This is a genomic window from Streptomyces sp. NPDC058751, from assembly GCF_042746485.1.
In the GTDB taxonomy this organism is placed as follows: Bacteria; Actinomycetota; Actinomycetes; order Streptomycetales; family Streptomycetaceae; genus Streptomyces.
The window spans coordinates 1-20,252 of the sequence record NZ_JBHYPZ010000079.1 but is presented as its reverse complement, the minus strand read 5'-3'; the positions used below and the strand labels follow the sequence as shown (position 1 = coordinate 20,252).

The following is a 20,252-nucleotide window of genomic DNA, read 5'->3' as shown; positions in this document are numbered from 1 at the left end:
AACGCGGTGTGCAGCACCGCCCGGTCCTCGGTCGTGTTGATCTTCTCGCCCCGGAACATCGCGTCCCGCAGCCCGAACACGTCCGTGGCGACGGCGAGTTCCTGGAGCAGGGCCAGGGTCTCGTCGGTGATCAGGTGCTTGGAGTAGTCGATGTGCAGATCGCCGACCCGCACGACGTAGCGCTCGGCGCGCGCGGGGTCGTCGGCGAACAGGTCACGCAGCCGCGGGCCGCTCATCGCGGTCGCGCGGTGGTTCTCCAGGGCCGTCCACTCCGGACGCCGGGTGGGCTTGGGGTACTCAGACATGACGGGGGTTCTCCTCGGGGGCCTCGCCGCGCAGGGCGACGGCGTACATCTCGTCCGCGTCGAGGCGGCGCAGTTCTTCGGCGATGAGCTGGGAGGTGGAGCGCACCTTCAGCGCGAGGGTGCGGGAGGGCTGACCGGGCAGGGACAGGGTCGCGAGCGGGCCCTCGGGGCGGTCGATGACGATCTCGCCGTTCTCGGTGCCCAGCCGGACGGCGGTCACCACGGGGCCCGCGGTGACGACGCGTTCGGTCCTGACCCCGAGGCGGGCTTCCAGCCAGCGGGCCAGCAGTTCGGCGCTCGGGTTCTGCGCCTCGCTCTCGACGGTCGCCGAGATCACCTTCGTACGGGCCTGGTCGAGGGCCGCCGCCAGCATGGAGCGCCAGGGCGTGAGCCGGGTCCAGGCCAGGTCGGTGTCGCCCGGCGCGTACGAGACGGCGCGGGCCTCCAGCGCGTCGAGCGGTGCCTCGACGGCGTACATGTCGGTGATCCGGCGCTGGGCGAGGGCGCCCAGCGGGTCCTTGACCGGGGTCTCGGGCGCGTCCACCGGCCACCAGACGACGACGGGGGCGTCGGGCAGCAGCAGCGGCAGGACGACCGAGTCGGCGTGGTCGGAGACGTCGCCGTACGTCCGCAGGATCACCGTCTCGCCGGTGCCCGCGTCGGAGCCGACGCGCACCTCGGCGTCCAGACGGGAGCGGGTGCGGTCGCGCGGGGTGCGGGCGACGCGCCTGATGACGACGAGGGTGCGCGAGGGGTGCTCGCGCGAGGCCTCCTCGGACGCCTTGATCGCGTCGTACGCGTTCTCCTCGTCGGTGACGATGACCATCGTCAGGACCATGCCCACGGCGGGGGTGCCGATGGCCCGGCGCCCCCGTACGAGCGCCTTGTTGATCTTGCTTGCCGTGGTGTCGGTCAGGTCGATCTTCATGGCCTGCGCCAGCTCCGTCCGTCTCGTGCGAGCATCTCGTCGGCTTCCTCGGGGCCCCAGCTGCCCGAGGCGTACTGCGCGGGCGTGCCGTGGCTCTCCCAGTACGTCTCGATCGGGTCGAGGATCTTCCAGGACTCTTCCACCTCCTGGTGACGGGGGAAGAGATTGGCGTCGCCGAGCAGGACATCCAGGATCAGCCGTTCGTACGCCTCCGGGCTGGACTCGGTGAACGACTCGCCGTACGCGAAGTCCATGGTGACGTCCCGGATCTCCATCGAGGTACCCGGCACCTTCGATCCGAAGCGCACCGTCATGCCCTCGTCGGGCTGGACGCGGATGACGATCGCGTTGGCGCCCAGTTCCTCGGTGGCCGTGGAGCCGAAGGGGGAGTGCGGGGCGCGCTGGAAGACCACGGCGATCTCCGTGACGCGCCGCCCGAGGCGCTTGCCGGTCCTGAGGTAGAACGGGACGCCCGCCCAGCGGCGGTTGTCCACCTGGAGTTTGACGGCCGCGTAGGTGTCGGTCGTCGACCCGGGGTCGATGCCGTCCTCCTGGAGGTAGCCGCGTACCCTCTCGCCGCCCTGCCAGCTCTCCGCGTACTGGCCGCGCACGGTGTGCTCGCCCAGGTCCTCCGGCAGCTTCACGGCCTGGAGGACCTTCAGCTTCTCGGCGAGCAGGGACTCGGCGTCGAAGGCGGCCGGTTCCTCCATGGCGGTCAGCGCCATGAGCTGGAGCAGGTGGTTCTGGATGACGTCCCGGGCCGAGCCGATGCCGTCGTAGTAGCCGGCCCGGCCGCCGATGCCGATGTCCTCGGCCATCGTGATCTGGACGTGGTCGACGAACGACCGGTTCCAGATCGGCTCGTACATCTGGTTGGCGAAGCGGAGCGCCAGGATGTTCTGGACGGTCTCCTTGCCGAGGTAGTGGTCGATCCGGAAGACCTGCTCCGGGTCGAACACGTCGTGCACGATCCTGTTCAGCTCGCGGGCGCTCGCCAGGTCGTGCCCGAAGGGCTTCTCGATGACCGCGCGCCGCCAGGACCCCTCGGGAGGGGTCGTCAGCCCGTGCTTCTTGAGCTGCCGCACCACCTTCGGGAAGAACTTCGGCGGCACGGAGAGGTAGAAGGCGTAATTGCCGCTGGTGCCCCGGAACTTGTCCAACTCGTCGACTGCTACGCGCAGTTGCTTGAACGCCGTGTCGTCGTCGAAGTCGCCGGGGATGAACCGCATGCCCTCGGAGAGCTGTTGCCAGACCTCCTCGCGGAACTCGGTCCGCGCGTGCTCGCGCACCGCGTCGTGCACCACCTGCGCGAAGTCCTGGTCCTCCCAGTCGCGGCGGGCGAAGCCGAGGAGCGAGAAGCCGGGTGGCAGCAGGCCCCGGTTGGCGAGGTCGTACACGGCCGGCATCAGCTTCTTGCGGGCCAGGTCTCCGGTGACACCGAAGATGACCAGACCGGAGGGGCCCGCGATCTTGGGGAGTCGGCGGTCGCGCGGGTCGCGCAGCGGGTTGTCCCACTCGGCCGCCACGCCGAGCGCGTCGGCGAGAGCCCGGGCCTCCGGGCCGCCGAGCGCGTCGGCGGGTGCCTGGGCCGCTGTCCGGCTGTCGTGCGTGGCGGCGGGTGCCCCGGTCTCCGGGCCGCCGAGCACCCCGGCCGGGGTCCCGTGCGTCAGGCCGGTCTGTTCCCCGGCCGTGTCACCGGATCCCTGCGGCGCGGCGGCCGCGTCCTGCGGGCCTCCGTCGGAAAGAGCATCGTCCCTGGTCATTCCTCTTCGGCTCCCTCGCCCCGCAGGGACGTCGCCACCGCGTCGAGGAGGTCTTCCCAGGCCGCCTCGAACTTCGCGACGCCCTCGTCCTCCAGCTGCCCGACGACCTCGTCGTAGGAGATCCCGAACGCCTCGATCGCGGCCAGGTCGGCACGGGCCCGCTCGTAGCCGCCGGTCACCGTGTCGCCGTGGATGTCGCCGTGGTCGGCGGTGGCGTTCAGCGTCCCCTCCGGCATGGTGTTCACGGTGTTCGGCGCGACCAGTTCGTCGACGTACAGGGTGTCCTTGTACGCGGGGTCCTTGACGCCCGTCGAGGCCCACAGCGGGCGCTGCTCGCGGGCACCGGACGCGGCGAGCGCCGTCCAGCGGGCGCCGCCCCCCGTCGTGCCGTCGGCGGTGCCGAACACCTCCTCGTACACCTCGTAGGCCAGACGGGCGTTGGCGAGCGCGGCCCGGCCCCTGAGCGCCAGGGCCTCGTCCGTGCCGTGCTTCGCGAGCCGCTTGTCGATCTCACCGTCGACGCGGGAGACGAAGAAGGAGGCGACGGAGTGGACGCCGGCGAGGTCGATGCCGGCGGCCAGCGCCCGCTCCAGGCCCGCCAGATAGGCGTCCGCGACCTCGCGGTAGCGCTCCAGCGAGAAGATCAGCGTGACGTTGACGCTGATGCCGAGGCCGATGACCTCGGTGATGGCCGGGAGACCGGCCTTCGTCGCCGGGATCTTGATCATCACGTTCGGGCGGTCGACCAGCCAGGCGAGCTGCCTGGCCTCGGCGACGGTCGCGGCGGTGTCGTGCGCCAGCCGCGGGTCGACCTCGATGGAGACCCGGCCGTCACGGCCCTCGGTCGCGTCGAAGACGGGGCGCAGGATGTCGGCGGCGGCGCGCACGTCCGCGGTCGTCATCATGCGGACGGCCTCGTCGACCGTCACCCCGCGTACGGCGAGGTCGGCGAGCTGCTGTCCGTACCCCTCGCCGGAGCCGATGGCGGCCTGGAAGATGGACGGGTTGGTGGTCACGCCCACCACGTGCCGCGTCGCGACGAGTTCGGCCAGGTTGCCGGACTCGATCCGCTCGCGGGAGAGGTCGTCGAGCCAGACGGAGACGCCTTCGCCGGAGAGGCGCTCGAGGGGTACCGCTGTCGCGGTTGCTTCGGTCACAGTGATCATCTTCCTTGGTGCGGGCGGATCAACCGCGCAGGGCGGCCGTGCCGGTCGTCGGACCGAGTGCGGCCCGGGCGGTGGCGGCGACGTTCTCGGGGGTGAAGCCGAACTCGGTGAACAGCGTCCCGGCGTCGGCGGAGGCGCCGAAGCGCTCCAGCGAGACGACGCGTCCGGCGTCACCGACGTACCGGTGCCAGGTCAGGGCGATTCCGGCCTCGACCGCCACGCGTGCCCTCACGGACGGCGGCAGGACGCGGGCCCGGTACTCCGCCGGCTGCTCCTCGAACCACTCGACGGACGGCATCGACACCACGCGTGTGCCGATCCCCTCGGCCTCCAGCAGCTCGCGCGCCGCGACGGCGAGCTGCACCTCGGAGCCGGTGGCGATCAGGACGACCTCGGGTGAGCCGCCCTCGGCCTCGAACAGCACGTAGCCGCCCTTGGCGGCGTCCTCGTCCGCCTCGTACGTCGGCACGTTCTGACGGCTGAGGACCAGACCGTGCGGGGCCGGGTTCGTGGCGTGCCGCCTGAGGATCTCGGCCCAGGCGACGGCCGTCTCGTTGGCGTCGGCGGGGCGGACGACGTTGAGGCCGGGGACGGCGCGCAGCGAGGCGAGGTGTTCGACCGGCTGGTGGGTGGGGCCGTCCTCGCCGAGGCCGATGGAGTCGTGCGTCCACACGTACGTCACCGGGAGCTGCATCAGGGCGGAGAGGCGGACGGCGTTGCGCATGTAGTCGGAGAACACCAGGAAGGTGCCGCCGTAGATGCGGGTGTTGCCGTGCAGCGCGATGCCGTTCATCTCCGCGGCCATGGAGTGCTCGCGGATGCCGAAGTGGATGGTGCGGCCGTACGGGTCCGCCTCGGGCAGCGGGTTGCCCTCGGGGAGGAACGAGCTGGTCTTGTCGATCGTGGTGTTGTTCGAGCCGGCGAGGTCGGCGGAGCCGCCCCACAGCTCGGGGATGACCGCGCCGAGCGCCTGCAGCACCTTGCCGGACGCGGCACGCGTGGCGAGGGCCGTGCCCTCCTCGAACACCGGCAGCGCGGACTCCCAGCCCTCGGGAAGCCGGCCGGCGACGATCCGGTCGAAGAGCTTCGCGTTCTCGGGCCGTTCGGCGCGCCACGCGCCGATCCGCCTGTCCCAGTCGGCGTGCGCCTCGGCGCCCCGGTCCAGCGCCTGACGGGCGTGGGCCAGCACGTCGGCGTCGACCTGGAACGTCCGGTCCGGGTCGAAGCCCAGGAGCCGCTTGGTGGCGGCGATCTCCTCGGCGCCGAGCGCCGAGCCGTGCGCGGCCTCGGTGTTCCGCGCGCCCGGGGCGGGCCAGGCGATGACCGTGCGCATCGCGATGAAGGACGGACGCCCGGTCTCGGCCCGCGCGGCTTCGAGCGCGGTGTACAGGGCGTGCACGTCGATGTCGCCGTCGGGCGCGGGCTCGACGCGCTGCACGTGCCAGCCGTACGACTCGTAGCGCTTCGGGACGTCCTCGGAGAAGGCGGTCGCCGTGTCGCCCTCGATCGAGATGTGGTTGTCGTCCCACAGCAGGACCAGGTTGCCGAGCTTCTGGTGCCCGGCGAGCGAGGACGCCTCCGCCGAGACGCCCTCCTCCAGGTCGCCGTCGGAGACGATCGCCCAGACGGTGTGGTCGAACGGCGACTCGCCCCCGGGGGCCCCGGGGTCGAACAGACCGCGCTCGTAGCGGGCCGCCATCGCCATGCCCACCGCGTTGGCGGCACCCTGGCCGAGCGGACCGGTCGTGGTCTCCACGCCCGCGGTGTGCCCGTACTCGGGGTGGCCCGGCGTCTTGGAGCCGTGGGTGCGGAACGCCTTCAGGTCGTCGAGGCCGAGTTCATAACCCGACAGGAAGAGCTGGGTGTAGAGGGTCAGCGAGGTGTGGCCGGGGGAGAGGACGAAGCGGTCACGGCCGGTCCACTCGGGGTCGGCCGGGTCGTGCCGCATCACCTTCTGGAAGAGCGTGTACGCGGCCGGGGCCAGGCTCATCGCGGTCCCGGGGTGACCGTTGCCGACCTTCTGCACGGCGTCGGCGGCCAGGAGACGGGCGGTGTCGACGGCACGTCGGTCGAGCTCGGTCCAGGTGAATCCGGCGGAGCCCTGCGTACTCATCTTCAAGAAGTCCTCACGGGAGGCCTGAAACTGCTGCTGTGCCTTCAAACCTAAAAGTCGGACTTTTGCCGGGGAAGGTGTCCGTGTGTCAGCCTTCGGTGAAAGTGGGACACGTGGAGCAGCGGCGAGCCGACACGAGAAGGACATGAGCGACAGAACCACCCGAGACGGCACCGGCGGCCGGGGCGGCCAGGACGGGATCAGGACCTTTCCCTTTCCGGCCGAGCTGAGCCTGTCCGGCGTGGGCATGCAGGTCGGCGCGATGGGGACCGGGCGCACCTGGCACGCGGACGCCCCGCTGGAACGCGTGCACCGCATCGACTTCCACGTCGTGATGCTCTTCCACGAGGGGCCCGTGCGGCACATGGTCGACTTCGCCGAGTACGAGGCCCGCGCGGGCGACCTCCTGTGGATCCGGCCCGGCCAGGTGCACCGCTTCTCCAGCACCGCCCCCTACCGCGGCACCGTCCTGACCATGCAGCCGGGGTTCCTCCCCCGCGCGACCGTCGAGGCGACCGGCCTCTACCGCTACGACCTGCCCCCGCTGCTGCGCCCGGACGCCGCCCGGCTGACGGCGCTGGAACACGCGCTCACCCAGCTGGAGCGCGAGTACGTCGACACCACCACGCTGCCGCTCAGCCTGCGCACCGCCGTGCTGCGGCACTCGCTCACCGCGTTCCTGCTGCGTCTCGCCCACCTCGCCGCGAGTTCCGCGGAGTCCGCCCACGAGCGCACCGACACCACGTTCACCCGTTTCCGGGACGCGGTCGAGAAGGACTTCGCCGTCAACCACAGCGTCAGCGCCTACGCCGACGCCCTCGGGTACTCGCGCCGCACCCTGGTGCGCGCGGTGCGGGCCGCCAACGGCCAGACGCCCAAGAGGTTCATCGACAGGCGGGTCGTCCTGGAGGCCAAACGGCTCCTCGCCCACACGGACATGCCGATCGGGCGGGTCGGGGCCGCGGTCGGCTTCCCCGACCCGGCCAACTTCTCGAAGTTCTTCCACCAGCACACGGGGACGACCCCGGTGGTCTTCCGCACCGAACTGCGCTGAGCGGGACGGACCTCGTGCGTCCGCCCCGCTCAGCCTCGTGACGAGTGATCACCCGTCACTTCCGGTTTCAGTGACCGAAGTTGAACCAGTTGACGTTCACGAAGTCGGCGGGCTGGCCGCTGGTGAAGGTCAGGTAGACGTCATGGGTTCCGGTCACGGAGCTCATGTTCGCCGGTACGGTCCTCCAGGACTGCCAGCCGCCGGTGTTGGCCAGCGAGAAGCTGGCGACCGGTGTGCTCGTACGGCTGTCGAGGCGCACCTCGACCAGGCCGCTCACCGAACCGGCCGCGCCGCTCGCGACCCGGCCGTAGAACTGCTTGGCCGCCGAGGAGCCGAAGTTGACGCCCTTGTAGACCGCGTAGTCGCCGTTCGCGATCGTGCCGATGTTCTGGCCGCCGCCGCTGTCCGTGGTGGTCTCGGTGACGACACCGCTCTGGCTGTCGTAGGACTCGGCCTGGATGGCGCTGTAGGCGTCACGGTTGCCGGTGGGCGGGGGAGTGGTGCCGCCGCCTCCGCCGCCGGCCGCCTGGAGCACCTGGACGTAGTCGACGACGAGCGGGTGACCCGGTTCCGTGCCGCTGTCGGGGCCGCCGCCGAAGGCGCCCGGGAAGCCGCCGCCCATCGCGACGTTCAGGATGATGAAGTAGCCGTGGTTGGTGGCGTTCGCCCAGGTGGTCGCGTCGACCTGGTTAGCCTTCACCGTGTGGAAGTTGAGGCCGTCGAGGTAGAAGCGGACCTCCTCGACGCTGGTCGACCTGTCCCACTCCATCGCGTAGGTGTGGAAGCCCGCCTGGCAGGTCGTGCCGGTACAGGGGGTGTTGCCGCCGATGCCGCTGGTCTCGTTGCACGGGCCGCCCGGGTTGGTGCCGCAGTGCATCGTGGCCCACTCGGTGTTGAGGCCCTGGACGTTCTCCATGATGTCCAGCTCGCCGACGGCCGGCCAGTTCTGGTAGTTGCCGCGGTAGGGCGCGCCGAGCGCCCAGAAGGCGGGCCAGTAGCCCTTGGCGGCGGCGCCGGTCACGTTCGGCAGCTGCATCCGCGCCTCCATGCGCAGCTTGCCGCCGGAGGGGGGCTGGAAGTCGGTGCGCCTGGTCTCGATGCGGCCCGAGGTCCAGTTGCCCGAGGCGTCACGGCGCGGGGTGATCAGCAGGTTGCCGTTGCCGTCCAGGGACACGTTGCTGGTGCTGGAGGTCATCGTCTCGACCTCGCCGGTGCCGAAGTTGGCCGGCCCGCCGGGGTAGCTGGTGCCCGTCGTGTACTGCCAGTTGGTGGTGTTGACGCCGCTCCCCGCGGTCCCGGTGAAGTCGTCGACGAAGACCTGGGACCAGCCGGTGGGGGGTGTGGGAGCGGACGCGCTGGCGGGGAGGGTGGCCGCGGTCGCGGCGGCCGCCGCCAGGCTCAGGGTGCTGAGCACGGCGATCAGGACGCGCCGTACCGGGCGGCGTCCGGGCGTGCCGGAAGTTTCACTCATGGGTGCCTCTTCGCGTACGGGTGTGGGGTGCTGCGCGGGTGGGGGAGGGAGCGCTCCCATGGATCTGAGAGCGCTCTCAGAAAGGGTGCGCGGCCAATGTGCTCTCTGCCACTCCGGTCGTCAAGAGGTGAAGCCGAGAAAGTCCTTTGCGCGTGCGGGAGTTCACGCCGTGAAGAAAGGAAGAAGACCCGATGGGCGTGCCGGGACGGGGAGTTGAAGTCCGCTCATCGGCTGCGGCGTTCAAAGGGCGCTGCCGGCCTTCCAGTCCGCCCACGACAGGTTCCAGCCGTTCAGACCGTTCGACGCTTCGACGGTCCGCTCGCCCGAGTTCCGGACGACCACCACGTCCCCGAGCATCGAGCTCTCGTAGAACCGGTAGCCCGCCACGGAGCCGTCGTCCGCGCCCTCGACGTCCCTGAGGCGCAGACTCGGCGTGATCTTCGTGCCCGCCGCCCAGTACTCGGCGGGACGGAAGTCGAGCCGGGTGCTCCCGAACCAGTGGCCGACCACCTCGACCGCGGGTTCCGCCGTCACCGTGATGGCCTTTTCCACCGCGGCCCGGTCCGTCACGGCGTGGGTGAAGTCGATCGACACGGGCATGCCGACGCCGGAGGTCGAATTCGCCTCGGGCGTGAAATGGCCGGCGAATGTCTCGGCCGGGGACTTCGTGACGAACGTCGCGGTGTGCTCCGCGGCGCCCGCCGCTTTCGCCCTGACCGTGTATTCGGTGCCCGAGTAAGGATTCCTGTCCGAGGTCCAGCGCGTACGGTCCGCGTCGAAGGATCCGGCCAGGACGGAACCGTCGTTGCCGGCCACCTCGACCGCCGAGAGCGTGCCGTTCGTCACGGAGACCACGACCGGAGCGGTGAAACCGGCCCCCTTCGTGCCGTCGGCGGGGGAGACGGTGACCGCCGGCGTCCTCACCTGCGTCTTCGCCGTCGGACCGGCCCCGTCGGCCCCGCCCGTCGTCGCGTCCTTCTTCTCGGCGGCGCCCGCCGGATCGCCGCACCCGCTCAGCGCGAGAGCCGGGACGACGGCACCGAAGGCCGCGAGGACCCCGCGCCGTGACCAGGCGGAACGCTCCGGTCGCCGTCGTGCGGGCCCCGGATCCCGCGGTGCGGACCCGTGCCGGTTCGATATCTCGGGGAAACCCACGGAACGCCTTTCCTCGCGTCTTTCAACCACCACCACTGCGGGTGCATCCTGCGGGAGTCGTCTGGGTTGATTCTTTGAATCCGGCCGCCCCGGCCTGAGATTCCGGTGAAGACATCCGCGGATACGGCCTGAATCCACGGTTGCCGGGCCGCTCCGAATTGTGAACAGAGTATGAAGCGTCCGTCCGGTCCCCGAGTTCTTCCGTGAGATCCACGAGAACTCCGCGAGAGCCCGCTCCCGGGAGTCCCATCCGGACCCCCGGTCGCGGGAACGAAGGAACAGTCCCGCTTGCCGGAACCGAGCCCACCCACGCCGGAGGCATCCGTGAATCCAGCTTGTGAACGGCACACCGTGGCCATCGTGGGAGTGGGCGCCGCCGGCACGCTGACCGCCGTGCAGCTCTGCGAGACGGCGGCCCGCCGCGGTATCCCGCTCGACCTCTTCCTGATCGACCCCGCCCCCGAAGCGGGGCGCGGCAGCGCGTACGCCACCACCGACCCCCGGCACCGGCTGAACGTGCCCGCGGGCGGCATGAGCTGTTACCCCGACGACCCCGGCCACTTCACCCGCTGGCTGTGCCGGCACGGCGAACCCACCGTCAGGGGAACCGACTTCGCCACCCGCCACCGGTACGGCGCCTACCTCGCCGACACCCTGGCCCGGGCGATCGTCCACGCCCACGGCACGGTCACCGTGCGCCGGCTGAGGACCCGGGCCGAAGCCCTGGCACCCGTCCCGGACGGCGGTCTCGAGCTCCGGCTCGCCGACGGGGACGGCCTCGTCGCCGACAGCGTGGTCCTCGCCACCGGCCCGGCCTCCCCGACGGCTTCCTGGGCCCCGCCCCGGCTCCGCGGCTCCGAACGGTTCGTCGGATCGCCCTGGGCGCCCGGCGCGCTCGACGGACCGCTCGCCGGACCGGCCGACCGCGCGCGGAAGGGCGCGGGCGACGACGTCCTGCTCGTGGGCACCGGCCTCACGGCGGTCGACCTCGCGCTCAGCCTCGACCGCCCCGGACGCACCGTGCACGCCCTCTCCCGGACCGGTCTGCTGCCACAGCCGCACGCGCTGGACCCCGCACCGGCGATGGCCGCGCCCCCCGGGCTCGACGCGCCGACCCTGTCCACGCTGCGCCGGACCGTCTACCGCCACATCGGCCGCGCCGTACGCGCCCACGGCGACTGGCGCCCCGCCCTCGACAGCCTGCGCCCGCACACCGCGCGCCTGTGGCGCAGCCTCACACCCGAGGAACGCGCCGCCTTCCTGCGCGGCGAGGGCGCGCTCTGGAACACCCACCGGCACCGGATGGCACCGGCGACGGCCGAGTCGCTGGACCGCGCCCGCACGGCCCGCCGCCTGCGCGTGCACACCGGCGCGATCGCCGACGCCGTCCCGGGGCCGGACGGCACCGAGCTGCTCACGCTCGTCGACGGGCGGCACATCGCGGCCGGCTGGGTGATCGACTGCACCGGACCGGGGCCGCGCCCCGAAGACCCCCTGTGGGCCTCCCTGTTCGGCACGGGTGCCGCCGTGCCCGGCCCGCTCGGCCTGGGTGTCGCGACCCGCGACGGCCGGCTCCTCGACGCCGGAGGCGGGGCCCCGCTCGCGGTGTTCACCCTCGGCGCTCCACGCCGCGGTGAACTGTGGGAGACCACCGCGATCCCCGAGATCCGCGCCCAGGCCGCCGACCTGGCCGAGCGGCTGCTCGCACGGCCGGCCCCCCGGCGCCGCCGCCGGCCCCTCGACGCGCACGGGCTCCCGCTGTCCACCCACGCCGAGGCGGCCGCCGCCCACCGAACCGGCCTGGAACGGGTCCTCAAGGTCAGGGCGGGCGCCGAGGACGCCTTCGCGCGCGCCGTCGCCCTCGACCCCGGTTTCGCGCTCGGACACGCGGCCCTCGCCCTGCTCGGCCACGAGTGCGGCGCGGACGTCGACGTACCGCGGGCACTGGCCGACGCACGGCGCTGCGCGAGGGAACGGGCCGACGCGCGCGAACGTTCCTTCGTCGACGTGGTGACCCACCGCGTGCGCGGCGACGGCCCGGACGCGGGCGCGCGCGCCCTGCTCGGGCACCTGGCCGCCCACCCCGCCGACGCGCTGGCGCTCGCCGTGGCCGTGCCCACCATCGCCTTCTCCGGCGTCGGACAGCTCGACACCGCCCGCGCGCCGGACCTGGTCGAGCGCGTCTCGCCCGCCTACGACGGCCACTGGTTCCCGGTCTCGCTCCTCGCCTTCCTGCGGCAGGGCCAGGGCCGCTACGACGAGGCGGCCGAGCTGGCCGGGCGCGCACTGGCGGCCGAGCCCGCCTCCGGACACGCCGCGCACGCCCTGGCCCACGTCCACTACGAGTCGGGGGCCCACGAGAGGGGCCGCGACTGGCTGGACGACTGGGTGTCCGGGCACGGACGGGGCGCCGTCCACCGCGCCCACTTCTCCTGGCACGCCGCCCTGCACGAACTGGCCCTGGACGACCCCGCGGCCGTGCGCAGACGCTGGTTCGCACAGCTCGCGCCCGGGCGGGTGACCGGCGTACGCGCCCTGGTCGACTCGGGGTCGCTGCTGTGGCGGGCCCGGATCAGCGACAGCTGGCGGGGACGGGTGCCGGCGGCGGACGTGCTCGACAGCGTCGCCCACGAGATCGTGGAACGGCCCGGGACCCCCTTCATCGCGCTGCACGCCGCCGTCGCGCTCACCGCCGCCGGTGATCTCGCGGGACTGCGCCGGCTGCGGGACCACGCCGCCGGCGCCGATCCGGTGCAGCGCGAGGTCGTCGCCCCGCTGTGCGAGTCGCTGACCGCCCTCGTCGAGGAGCGCTTCCACGAGGCCGCCCGGGGGCTGGACGCCCTTCTGCCGGTGCTCGCCCGGGTCGGCGGCAGCGCGGCCCAGCGCGAGGTCGTCGAGGAGACACTGCTGTACGCCCTCGTCGCGGCGGGCCGCTGCGAGGCCGCCCGGCGCCTCCTGGACACCCGCCTCGACCGCCGCCACGCCCCCCGCGACCGGCGCCTGCTGGCGGCCCTGCCCGGCTGACGACGGCACGGCCCGGACCCGGCGGACCGCCGGGCGCGGGGCGACGGTGTCCCCGCCGGGTCGGCGGCGACGGGACAGCCGGTACGGACACGGGTGCCGGAGCGCCCCGTGGACGGCGCCCGATCCTCCTGCCGGGACCCCGGCAGGACCGGGAACCGGGGCGGGGGTGACGGGCCGGGCCGGGCGCGCGGTGGCACGCTGCTCCCTGGAAGACATGGGCGGGACGGACGGCCGCGGCGCACCCCCTCGCGGCGCGGCCCGTCCCACCGCACGAACTGCGAAGGTGGTACTTGCGTGAGGCTGACCATTCTGGGCGGCGGCGGGTTCCGTGTCCCGCTCGTGTACGGGGCACTCCTCGGGGACCGGGCAGAGGGCCGCGTCACCCGGGTCGTGCTGCACGACCTGGACCCGGGACGGCTCTCCGCCGTGGCCCGCGTCCTTGTCGAGCAGGCGGCCGGGGACCCGGACGCGCCGGAGGTGACCGTCACCACCGACCTCGACGAGGCCCTGCGCGGCGCCGACTTCGTGTTCTCCGCGATCCGCGTCGGCGGTCTGGAGGGGCGCGCGGCGGACGAGCGCGTCGCCCTCGCCCAGGGCGTCCTCGGCCAGGAGACGGTCGGGGCCGGCGGCATCGCCTACGGCCTGCGCACCGTGCCCGTCGCCGTGGACATCGCGCGGCGGGTGGCCCGGCTCGCGCCCGACGCCTGGGTCATCAACTTCACCAACCCCGCCGGGCTGGTCACCGAGGCCATGTCCCGCCACCTCGGCGACCGTGTGATCGGCATCTGCGACTCGCCGGTCGGCCTCGGGCGCCGCATCGCCAGGGTCCTCGGCGCGGACCCGCGCGAGGCGTGGATCGACTACGTCGGGCTCAACCACCTCGGCTGGGTGCGTGGCCTGCGCGTCGCGGGTCGTGACGAACTCCCGCGTCTGCTCGCCGATCCCGCCCTGCTCGGCTCCTTCGAGGAGGGCCGGCTGTTCGGCCCCGAGTGGCTCCGGTCCCTGGGCGCCGTCCCCAACGAGTACCTGCACTACTACTACTTCAACCGCGAGACCGTCCACGCCTACCAGCGGGCCGAGAAGACGCGCGGCGCGTTCCTGCGCGACCAACAGGCCGGTTTCTACGAGGAGATGGGGCGACCGGACGCGGCGGCCCTGGCCGCCTGGGAACGTACCCGCGCCGAGCGCGAGGCCACGTACATGGCGGAGAACCGGGACGCCGCCGGTGCCGGGGAGCGCGAGGACGACGATCTCTCCGGCGGCTACGAGAAGGTGGCGCTCGCCCTGATGCGGGCCATCGCCCGCGACGAACGGACCACCCTGATCCTCAACGTCCGCAACCGCGGCACGCTGGGCGTCCTCGACGCCGAGGCCGTCATCGAGGTGCCGTGCCTGGTGGACGCCAACGGCGCGCATCCCGTCGCCGTCGATCCGCTGCCGGGCCACGCCACCGGACTCGTGTGCGCGGTCAAGGCGGTGGAGCGGGAAGTGCTCGCCGCCGCCGAGTCGGGCTCCCGTACGGCCGCGGTGAAGGCCTTCGCCCTGCACCCGCTCGTCGACTCGGTCGGCGTGGCACGGGCCCTCGTCGACGGCTACACGGTCGTGCACCCGGGTCTCGCGTATCTGGCCTGACCGGCGCGGCGGGTGGCCGACGTCCGGTGACCGGTGACCGGCGACCGGCGTACGAGCACGACGCGGTGGGCCGCCCGGACGTCCCGGACGGCCCACCGTGTACTTCTCCTCCGTCGTCGTCAGCCCGTGAAGCCTGCCGTGATCGACGTGAACTGCCAGGTGCTCTGGCTGATGCCGGAGCAGTTGCTCACCACGCCGCCCCCGGGGCAGGACCGGTCGCGGTTGACCGACCAGTAGGCGAGCCGCGCGATGTGGTGGGAGTTGGCCCAGTCACGGATCGACGTCCAGATCGCGGGGGTCGTGGTCTCCTGCTGGTCGGACAGGCCGTTCATGCCGGAGATGCCGATGTGGGAGTAGGCCGTGGCGTCGTCCCAGCCGAAGGTCGACTTCAGCTTGTTCTTCAGCCCCTCGGTGGCGTTGACCGTGTTGCCGTACATGTCGGAGCCGCCGCCGAAGTCGAACGGCATGATGGTGAAGACGTCGATGCCGGCGTTCAGGGACTGCGCCTGCTCGATGAGCCGGTTGCCGTAGTAGGTCGGGCCGGTCGTCGAGGTCCCGAAGGTGACGATCGTCTTCAGACCGGGGTTGTTGGCCTTGACGGTCTTCAGCGCGGTCAGGATCCTCGCCTGCACGGCCTCGTTCTCGAACTCGTCGGTGTTCTCGATGTCCATGTCGATCACCTTGAGGCCGTAGGCGTCGATCACCTTCTGCAGCGCACCGGCGAGCGCGCTCGCCGAGGAGCAGTTGGCGCCGAGCTTGCTGCCCTGCCAGCCGCCGAACGACGGGACGATGTCACCGCCCGCGGAACGGATCTGGTTGATGGCGGTCTGGTCGACGCCGCCGGTCAGCGGCCGGCTGCCGTCCCAGGCCGGGTTGCAGCCGCCGGAGTCGAGCACGAACGCCATCGTGAACCACTTGATCCCGGTCGCGTTCATCACCGTGACCGGGTTCGGGGGATCGCCCCAGCCCTCGTACAGATAGGGAGCGGCCTGCTTGAAGCCCGTGCCGCCCCCGCCGCCCGCGTTCGTGGTGACGCTCACGGAGTTGGAGGCCCCGGAGGTGTTCCCGGCCGCGTCGCGCGCCCTGACGGTGAACGAGTAGGCGGTGCTCGCGGACAGCCCGCCGACCGTGCCGCTCGTGCCCGACACGCTGAGCACCTTGTTGGAGCCGCTGTAGACGTCGTACCCCGTGACGCCGACGTTGTCGCTCGACGCGCTCCACGACAGGGACACGCTGGAGGAGGTCTTGCCGGTGGAGGTCAGGTTGGTGGGCGCGGTCGGTGCCTGGGTGTCGCCGCCACCGCCGCCGGGACCGTCGAGGCTGATGTCGTCGGCGTAGTAGGTGCCCTGCGCGTACCAGCCGTGGACGTAGATCCTGGCGCTGGTCTGCGAGGCGCCGGTCGTGAAGGACACGGTGAGCTTGCTGTACGCCGACGGGGACGTGGTCCAGGTCGAGGAACCGCCGTCCACGCCGAGGTAGACGTAGCTGCCGCGCACCCAGCCGGAGAGGCTGTACGTCGTGTTCGGCTGGACGGAGACGGTCTGGGCGCACTGGGCGTTGTCGCTCGAACTCGCCGCGCCGGCAAGGGCCTTGGAGCCCCCGTGCACGGGACTGGAGACGACCGATCCCAGGTTGCCGGAACAGGACCAGGGGGAGAGGCCGCCGGTCTCGAATCCCGGGTTGGACAGGATGTTGGCCGCCTCGGCCGTACCCGGCAGGGCGACCGCACCGGCGAGGGCCAGCGCGGCCGTGCCCAGCAGGGCGAGGAAACGATGTCTGGAACGTCTGAGGATGCTCATGCGCACGCGATCTCCCTGGAGATATGGGGGTGTTCGGGAGTGCTGAGAGGTGCGCAACCAAGTTGGTATGGACCAATCCCGCTGTCAAGACACCGCGCGGGAATTGGTCCATACCGGTAAAGAGGGGTGGGGGGCCGGGTCTGTCGGCCGGGTCCTAGGCCGGCGCGATCGCCGTGGAGGCGGCCGTGGCGGCCTGGGCGGGAACGGCGGAGGCGGCCGCCTCCACAGGCACGGACTGCGTGGTCTGCGCGGGCGCCGGCTCCGTGGCCTGCGCCGGAATCGCGGGCAGGGTGGGCGCGCCCGAGTCCGTCCGCTGCGCGGGCAGCGGCACCGGACGCACCGGACGCGGCCCCGCGACCACCGTGTAGTCCGGTCCGAGGAACGGCGGGACCACCTCGCCGGTCTCCTCGCCCAGTGCCAACTGCACAGCGGCCCAAGGGGCGTTGACCCCGCACTGGGCGATCTGGTGCAGACCGCCCGCCGGACGGGTGTTCACGTCCATCAGCACCGGTTCGTCGCCGTACATGCGGAACTGGACGTTGGACAGGTAGTGCAGCCCGAACGCCTCGGCGAGCAGCCGGGCCGGGGCGATCCACCTGTCGTCGAGGGTGAATCCGCGCCGCCGCCCGTTCTTGGTGCGGCCGATGGCCATGCGCACCCGGCCGTCCGGCCCGGTGAGGCAGTCCACCGACACCTCCGGCTGCCCGAGGTGCGGCATCACCAGCCAGTCGACGGGTTCCGCCGCCGTGCGCAGCGCCTCCACCACCAGGTCCAGAGGCACGTACGCGCTCGGGAAGCCGTTGAGGTGCACGAGCGAGAAGGGGGACCGGGTGATCACCCGGAAGCCCACCCCGCCGGCCCCGGCCGCCGGCTTGAAGCAGGCCCGCTGACCCGCGGCCTCCAACTCCTCGACCGCCGCGATGAGTTCGTCGACCGCGCGCACCCGGTACCACGGGGGAACAGGGATGCCCACGGCCTCCACGGCCTGGTAGGCGACGGCCTTGTCGTGGAACACCGCGACCGCCTCCGCGGACGGTGCCAGCAGCGCCGTGCCGAGCGCCGCGAACTCGGCGCGCTGCGCCACGATCGCCGCCTGGTGCAGGCGGGGCACGAAGACGTCGACGGAACGGCGTGCGCACATGTCGAGGGCGTACTCGACGTAGGCGCGCGGCGACAGGCCCTCGGGCTCCGTCTCGGCGGTGTCGGCGGCGGCCAGCACGGGGGAGTCGGGGTCGCCGTGGGTGGCGTGGATCTCGACCGCGCGGTGCTGCGGATTATTTCGCAGCTGGTCCATGAAGAACACGTTCTCCGCGTACGTGCGGTTGAGCCAGACGCGTACGCGAGAGCCCATGCAAAAGCCACCATTCGGGGGTTCGCGGGCACGGCGGAGCGGGCCGGGCCCGGCCAGGGGTAGGGGAGGTACACCGAGCCGTCGCACGCCAGAGCAGATTTCGATCGGTGGTGTCGGGGCGATCATAAGGGGCGCGGGACCCCGATGCTGCTACGGGGATGTTACGGATTCCCCGCCCCGCCCGCCGGGGCCTCCTTGTCCGGCGGCCGGAGCATGTGCTGTTGTGTTGGCATTCGTTTCTACGGGGGTGGCGCGTGCGGCCGACAGACGGCGGTGCCGGAAATCTGCTGGCCATCAGCGACCTGCACATCGGCTACGCCGAGAACCGCGCCCTGGTCGAGGACATGCGTCCCGAGACGGACGAGGACTGGCTCCTGGTGGCCGGTGACATCGGGGAGATCGTCGAAGACGTCCGGTGGACCCTCCGGACGCTCGGCGAGCGCTTCCGCAAGGTCGTCTGGGTGCCCGGCAACCATGAGCTGTGGACCCATCCCAAGGATCCGGTCCAGCTCCGCGGCGTGGCCCGCTACGAGCATCTGGTGTCCCTGTGCCGGGAGTTGGGCGTCGTCACCCCCGAGGACCCCTATCCGGTCTGGGAGGGTCCCGGCGGCCCCGCCGTCGTCGCGCCGCTCTTCCTGCTCTACGACTACTCCTTCCTGCCGCAGGGCTGCGCCACCAAGGCCGAGGGGCTCGCGTACGCGGAGGGGACCGGCATCGTGTGCACCGACGAGTACCTGCTCCACCCCGACCCGTATCCGACCCGCGAGGACTGGTGCCGGGCCAGGGTCGCCGAGACCGAACGCCGGCTCGCCGAGGTCCCCGACGGCCTGCCGGTCATCCCGGTGAACCACTACCCCCTGGACCGCCACCCGATGGACGTCCTGTGGCACCCCGAGTTCGCCATGTGGTGCGGCACGGCGGCGACCGCCGACTGGCACCGCAGGTTCCGCGTCGAGACCATGGTCTACGGACATCTGCACATCCCCCGGACCACCTGGCACGAGGGCGTCCGGTTCGAGGAGGTGTCGGTGGGCTATCCGCGAGAATGGCGCAAGCGACCGGGACCACCGGGCGCGCTGCGCCGCATTCTGCCGATGGAGGTCAAAGCCGGTGATGGAGGAACTGCTTCCGGAGTCGGTGGTGGCCGTGGAGAGCCACGGTGACGAACTGTCCGGGAAGGCGGATCTCGCGAGCCTTTACCCCGAGGAACTGGCGGTCCTGACCCGGGCCGTGGACAAGCGGCGCCGCGAGTTCGCCACCGTGCGGGTCTGCGCCCGGCGCGCCATGGAGAAACTGGACGTGGCCCCGGCGCCCGTGCTGCCGGGCGAGCGCGGGGCCCCGCGGTGGCCGGAGGGTGTCATCGGCAGCATGACGCACTGCGAGGGCTACGCCGCCGCCGCGCTCGCCCGTGCCGGTGATCTCGCCTCCCTCGGCATCGACGCCGAACCCCATCTGGCGCTCCCCGACGACGTCCTGGAGGCCGTCGCCCTGCCCGCCGAGTCGGAACGGCTGGACCGGCTCGGCGCCCGGGTGCCCGCCGTCCACTGGGACCGGCTGCTGTTCAGCGCCAAGGAGTCCGTCTACAAGGCGTGGTTCCCCCTCACCGGCAAGTGGCTCGACTTCTCCGGGGCGGACATCGGCATCTCCCTCGACCCGGCGCCCGCCACGGGCGGCCCCGCCGGAAGCCTGAGCGCCCGGCTCCTGGTCCCGGGCCCCGTGGTGGGCGGCGTTCCCGTCCAGACCTTCAGGGGCCGCTGGACGGTCCGGCACGGCCTGGTCGCGACGGCGGTCACGGTCCCGCACACCGGGCCGGACCCGGAGCCGGGACCCGGCACCTGACCGCACGCCGCCACAGCCGGGACGCCTGGCCGTACGCCGCCACTGCCTCGGCGCCCGAACGTACGCCGTCGGCGTCCGGACGGTGGCTCCGGCGCCGCCCGCGCCGGGTCAGCCCGGTGCCGGGCACCAGGAGTGCAGCAGTTCGAAGAACGCGCCCTCGTTGCCGGCGAGGCCCGCCGCGTCGAGGGCCCGCTCCGTCTCGGCGAGCACGGCGGGCGGGACCACGGGGGGCCGGCCGCCGGCCGGCGGGTCGTCGAAGGCCGCCCGTACCGTCTGGAGGAGGCGGAGGTAGGCCTGCACGGCGGCGCGTTCGTGGTCGGTCAGTACGGCGGTCGGCATCGGACGGCTCTCCCCGGTCGGCTGGTCGTGACACTGCTCCTGACCCCAGCTTGCCGCCCGCCACTGACAATCCGGTTTCGGTACGCGGAGGTTCGCCCGCTTAGCGGAGGCGAAACCTCATGGAAACCCCAGGTGGAACAGGGGCCCCTACGCTGGAGGGGAGCGCTGGGGCCGCCTGCCGGACGGCCTCGCAGGCCGCCGCGACGGCGGCTCGGGAGCCGCCGGCGCGGGCGGCGGGGGAACGGGGGGTAGGCCCCGGGGGGGCCGTAACCCCCCGGCCCCGCCCCCCCCCCCCCCGCGGGCGCGGGGGGGA

At 72.5% G+C, this 20,252-nt stretch carries 14 protein-coding genes and 1 pseudogene; 5 read left to right on the top strand and 10 right to left on the bottom strand.

What is annotated here, in order from left to right; genetic code table 11:
• From ACFW6B_RS40300 to tkt, 5 genes and pseudogenes are all read right to left on the bottom strand, one after another.
• Positions 1 to 305, bottom strand: a pseudogene (locus ACFW6B_RS40300) (glucose-6-phosphate isomerase); the annotation flags it as partial.
• Positions 298 to 1,233 (bottom strand): glucose-6-phosphate dehydrogenase assembly protein OpcA, encoded by a 936-nt coding sequence (opcA, locus tag ACFW6B_RS40295; protein ID WP_386604773.1) that lies wholly within the window; start codon positions 1,231 to 1,233, stop codon positions 298 to 300. The pseudogene ACFW6B_RS40300 and the gene opcA, both read right to left, overlap by 8 nt.
• Entirely contained in the window at positions 1,230 to 2,996 is a 1,767-nt protein-coding gene (gene zwf / locus ACFW6B_RS40290; protein WP_386604771.1) for a glucose-6-phosphate dehydrogenase, read from the bottom strand. The genes opcA and zwf overlap by 4 nt, the downstream gene beginning before the upstream one ends.
• Positions 2,993 to 4,162 carry a transaldolase gene (gene tal / locus ACFW6B_RS40285; RefSeq protein ID WP_386604769.1) on the bottom strand — a complete coding sequence of 390 codons (1,170 nt, stop codon included), beginning with the start codon at positions 4,160 to 4,162 and terminating at the stop codon, positions 2,993 to 2,995. Before tal ends, zwf begins: the two co-directional genes overlap by 4 nt.
• A gap of 19 nt (positions 4,163 to 4,181) precedes the next feature.
• Positions 4,182 to 6,275 (bottom strand): transketolase, encoded by a 2,094-nt coding sequence (gene tkt, locus ACFW6B_RS40280; RefSeq protein WP_386604767.1) that lies wholly within the window; start codon positions 6,273 to 6,275, stop codon positions 4,182 to 4,184.
• Between the two features lie 145 nt (positions 6,276 to 6,420).
• Here tkt and ACFW6B_RS40275 point away from each other — a divergent pair, with 145 nt between their 5' ends.
• Positions 6,421 to 7,329: an AraC family transcriptional regulator gene (locus tag ACFW6B_RS40275; RefSeq protein ID WP_386604764.1), complete on the top strand. Its 909-nt coding sequence runs from the start codon at positions 6,421 to 6,423 to the stop codon at positions 7,327 to 7,329.
• Between the two features lie 67 nt (positions 7,330 to 7,396).
• On the opposite strand, the gene ACFW6B_RS40270 is transcribed toward ACFW6B_RS40275, so the two are convergent.
• Positions 7,397 to 8,800: a glycoside hydrolase family 16 protein gene (locus tag ACFW6B_RS40270; RefSeq protein WP_386604762.1), complete on the bottom strand. Its 1,404-nt coding sequence runs from the start codon at positions 8,798 to 8,800 to the stop codon at positions 7,397 to 7,399.
• Positions 8,801 to 9,040: 240 nt separating this feature from the next.
• Positions 9,041 to 9,955 carry an Ig-like domain-containing protein gene (locus tag ACFW6B_RS40265; protein ID WP_386604760.1) on the bottom strand — a complete coding sequence of 305 codons (915 nt, stop codon included), beginning with the start codon at positions 9,953 to 9,955 and terminating at the stop codon, positions 9,041 to 9,043.
• Between the two features lie 324 nt (positions 9,956 to 10,279).
• Here ACFW6B_RS40265 and ACFW6B_RS40260 point away from each other — a divergent pair, with 324 nt between their 5' ends.
• A complete protein-coding gene (locus ACFW6B_RS40260; RefSeq protein WP_386604758.1) occupies positions 10,280 to 12,979 on the top strand; it encodes an FAD/NAD(P)-binding protein in 2,700 nt (899 codons plus the stop codon).
• Between the two features lie 294 nt (positions 12,980 to 13,273).
• Positions 13,274 to 14,611, top strand: coding sequence for a 6-phospho-beta-glucosidase (locus ACFW6B_RS40255; RefSeq protein ID WP_386604756.1), 1,338 nt, complete (start codon positions 13,274 to 13,276; stop codon positions 14,609 to 14,611).
• A 119-nt stretch (positions 14,612 to 14,730) separates the two neighbouring features.
• Here the strand turns inward: ACFW6B_RS40255 and ACFW6B_RS40250 are convergent, their stop codons facing one another.
• Positions 14,731 to 16,410, bottom strand: coding sequence for a carbohydrate binding domain-containing protein (locus tag ACFW6B_RS40250; protein WP_386604754.1), 1,680 nt, complete (start codon positions 16,408 to 16,410; stop codon positions 14,731 to 14,733).
• Positions 16,411 to 16,564: 154 nt separating this feature from the next.
• Positions 16,565 to 17,761, bottom strand: coding sequence for an ATP-grasp domain-containing protein (locus ACFW6B_RS40245; protein WP_386604751.1), 1,197 nt, complete (start codon positions 17,759 to 17,761; stop codon positions 16,565 to 16,567).
• Between the two features lie 254 nt (positions 17,762 to 18,015).
• Here ACFW6B_RS40245 and ACFW6B_RS40240 point away from each other — a divergent pair, with 254 nt between their 5' ends.
• Positions 18,016 to 18,924, top strand: a complete 909-nt coding sequence (locus tag ACFW6B_RS40240; RefSeq protein ID WP_386604749.1) for a metallophosphoesterase family protein — start codon at positions 18,016 to 18,018, stop codon at positions 18,922 to 18,924.
• The gene (locus ACFW6B_RS40235; protein ID WP_386604747.1) at positions 18,872 to 19,600 is read left to right on the top strand and encodes a 4'-phosphopantetheinyl transferase; all 729 of its coding nucleotides are present in this window, start codon (positions 18,872 to 18,874) and stop codon (positions 19,598 to 19,600) included. Before ACFW6B_RS40240 ends, ACFW6B_RS40235 begins: the two co-directional genes overlap by 53 nt.
• A gap of 108 nt (positions 19,601 to 19,708) precedes the next feature.
• On the opposite strand, the gene ACFW6B_RS40230 is transcribed toward ACFW6B_RS40235, so the two are convergent.
• Positions 19,709 to 19,939, bottom strand: a complete 231-nt coding sequence (locus ACFW6B_RS40230; protein WP_386604745.1) for a hypothetical protein — start codon at positions 19,937 to 19,939, stop codon at positions 19,709 to 19,711.
• Positions 19,940 to 20,252 lie beyond the last annotated feature (313 nt).

What these genes read in the sequence shown, in the direction of transcription:
- opcA (WP_386604773.1), bottom strand. Translation starts at nt 1,233, where the DNA reads ATGAAGATCGACCTGACCGACACCACGGCAAGCAAGATCAACAAGGCG.
- zwf (WP_386604771.1), bottom strand. Translation starts at nt 2,996, where the DNA reads ATGACCAGGGACGATGCTCTTTCCGACGGAGGCCCGCAGGACGCGGCC.
- tal (WP_386604769.1), bottom strand. Translation starts at nt 4,162, where the DNA reads ATGATCACTGTGACCGAAGCAACCGCGACAGCGGTACCCCTCGAGCGC.
- tkt (WP_386604767.1), bottom strand. Translation starts at nt 6,275, where the DNA reads ATGAGTACGCAGGGCTCCGCCGGATTCACCTGGACCGAGCTCGACCGA.
- ACFW6B_RS40275 (WP_386604764.1), top strand. Translation starts at nt 6,421, where the DNA reads ATGAGCGACAGAACCACCCGAGACGGCACCGGCGGCCGGGGCGGCCAG.
- ACFW6B_RS40270 (WP_386604762.1), bottom strand. Translation starts at nt 8,800, where the DNA reads ATGAGTGAAACTTCCGGCACGCCCGGACGCCGCCCGGTACGGCGCGTC.
- ACFW6B_RS40250 (WP_386604754.1), bottom strand. Translation starts at nt 16,410, where the DNA reads ATGAGCATCCTCAGACGTTCCAGACATCGTTTCCTCGCCCTGCTGGGC.
- ACFW6B_RS40245 (WP_386604751.1), bottom strand. Translation starts at nt 17,761, where the DNA reads ATGGGCTCTCGCGTACGCGTCTGGCTCAACCGCACGTACGCGGAGAAC.
- ACFW6B_RS40230 (WP_386604745.1), bottom strand. Translation starts at nt 19,939, where the DNA reads ATGCCGACCGCCGTACTGACCGACCACGAACGCGCCGCCGTGCAGGCC.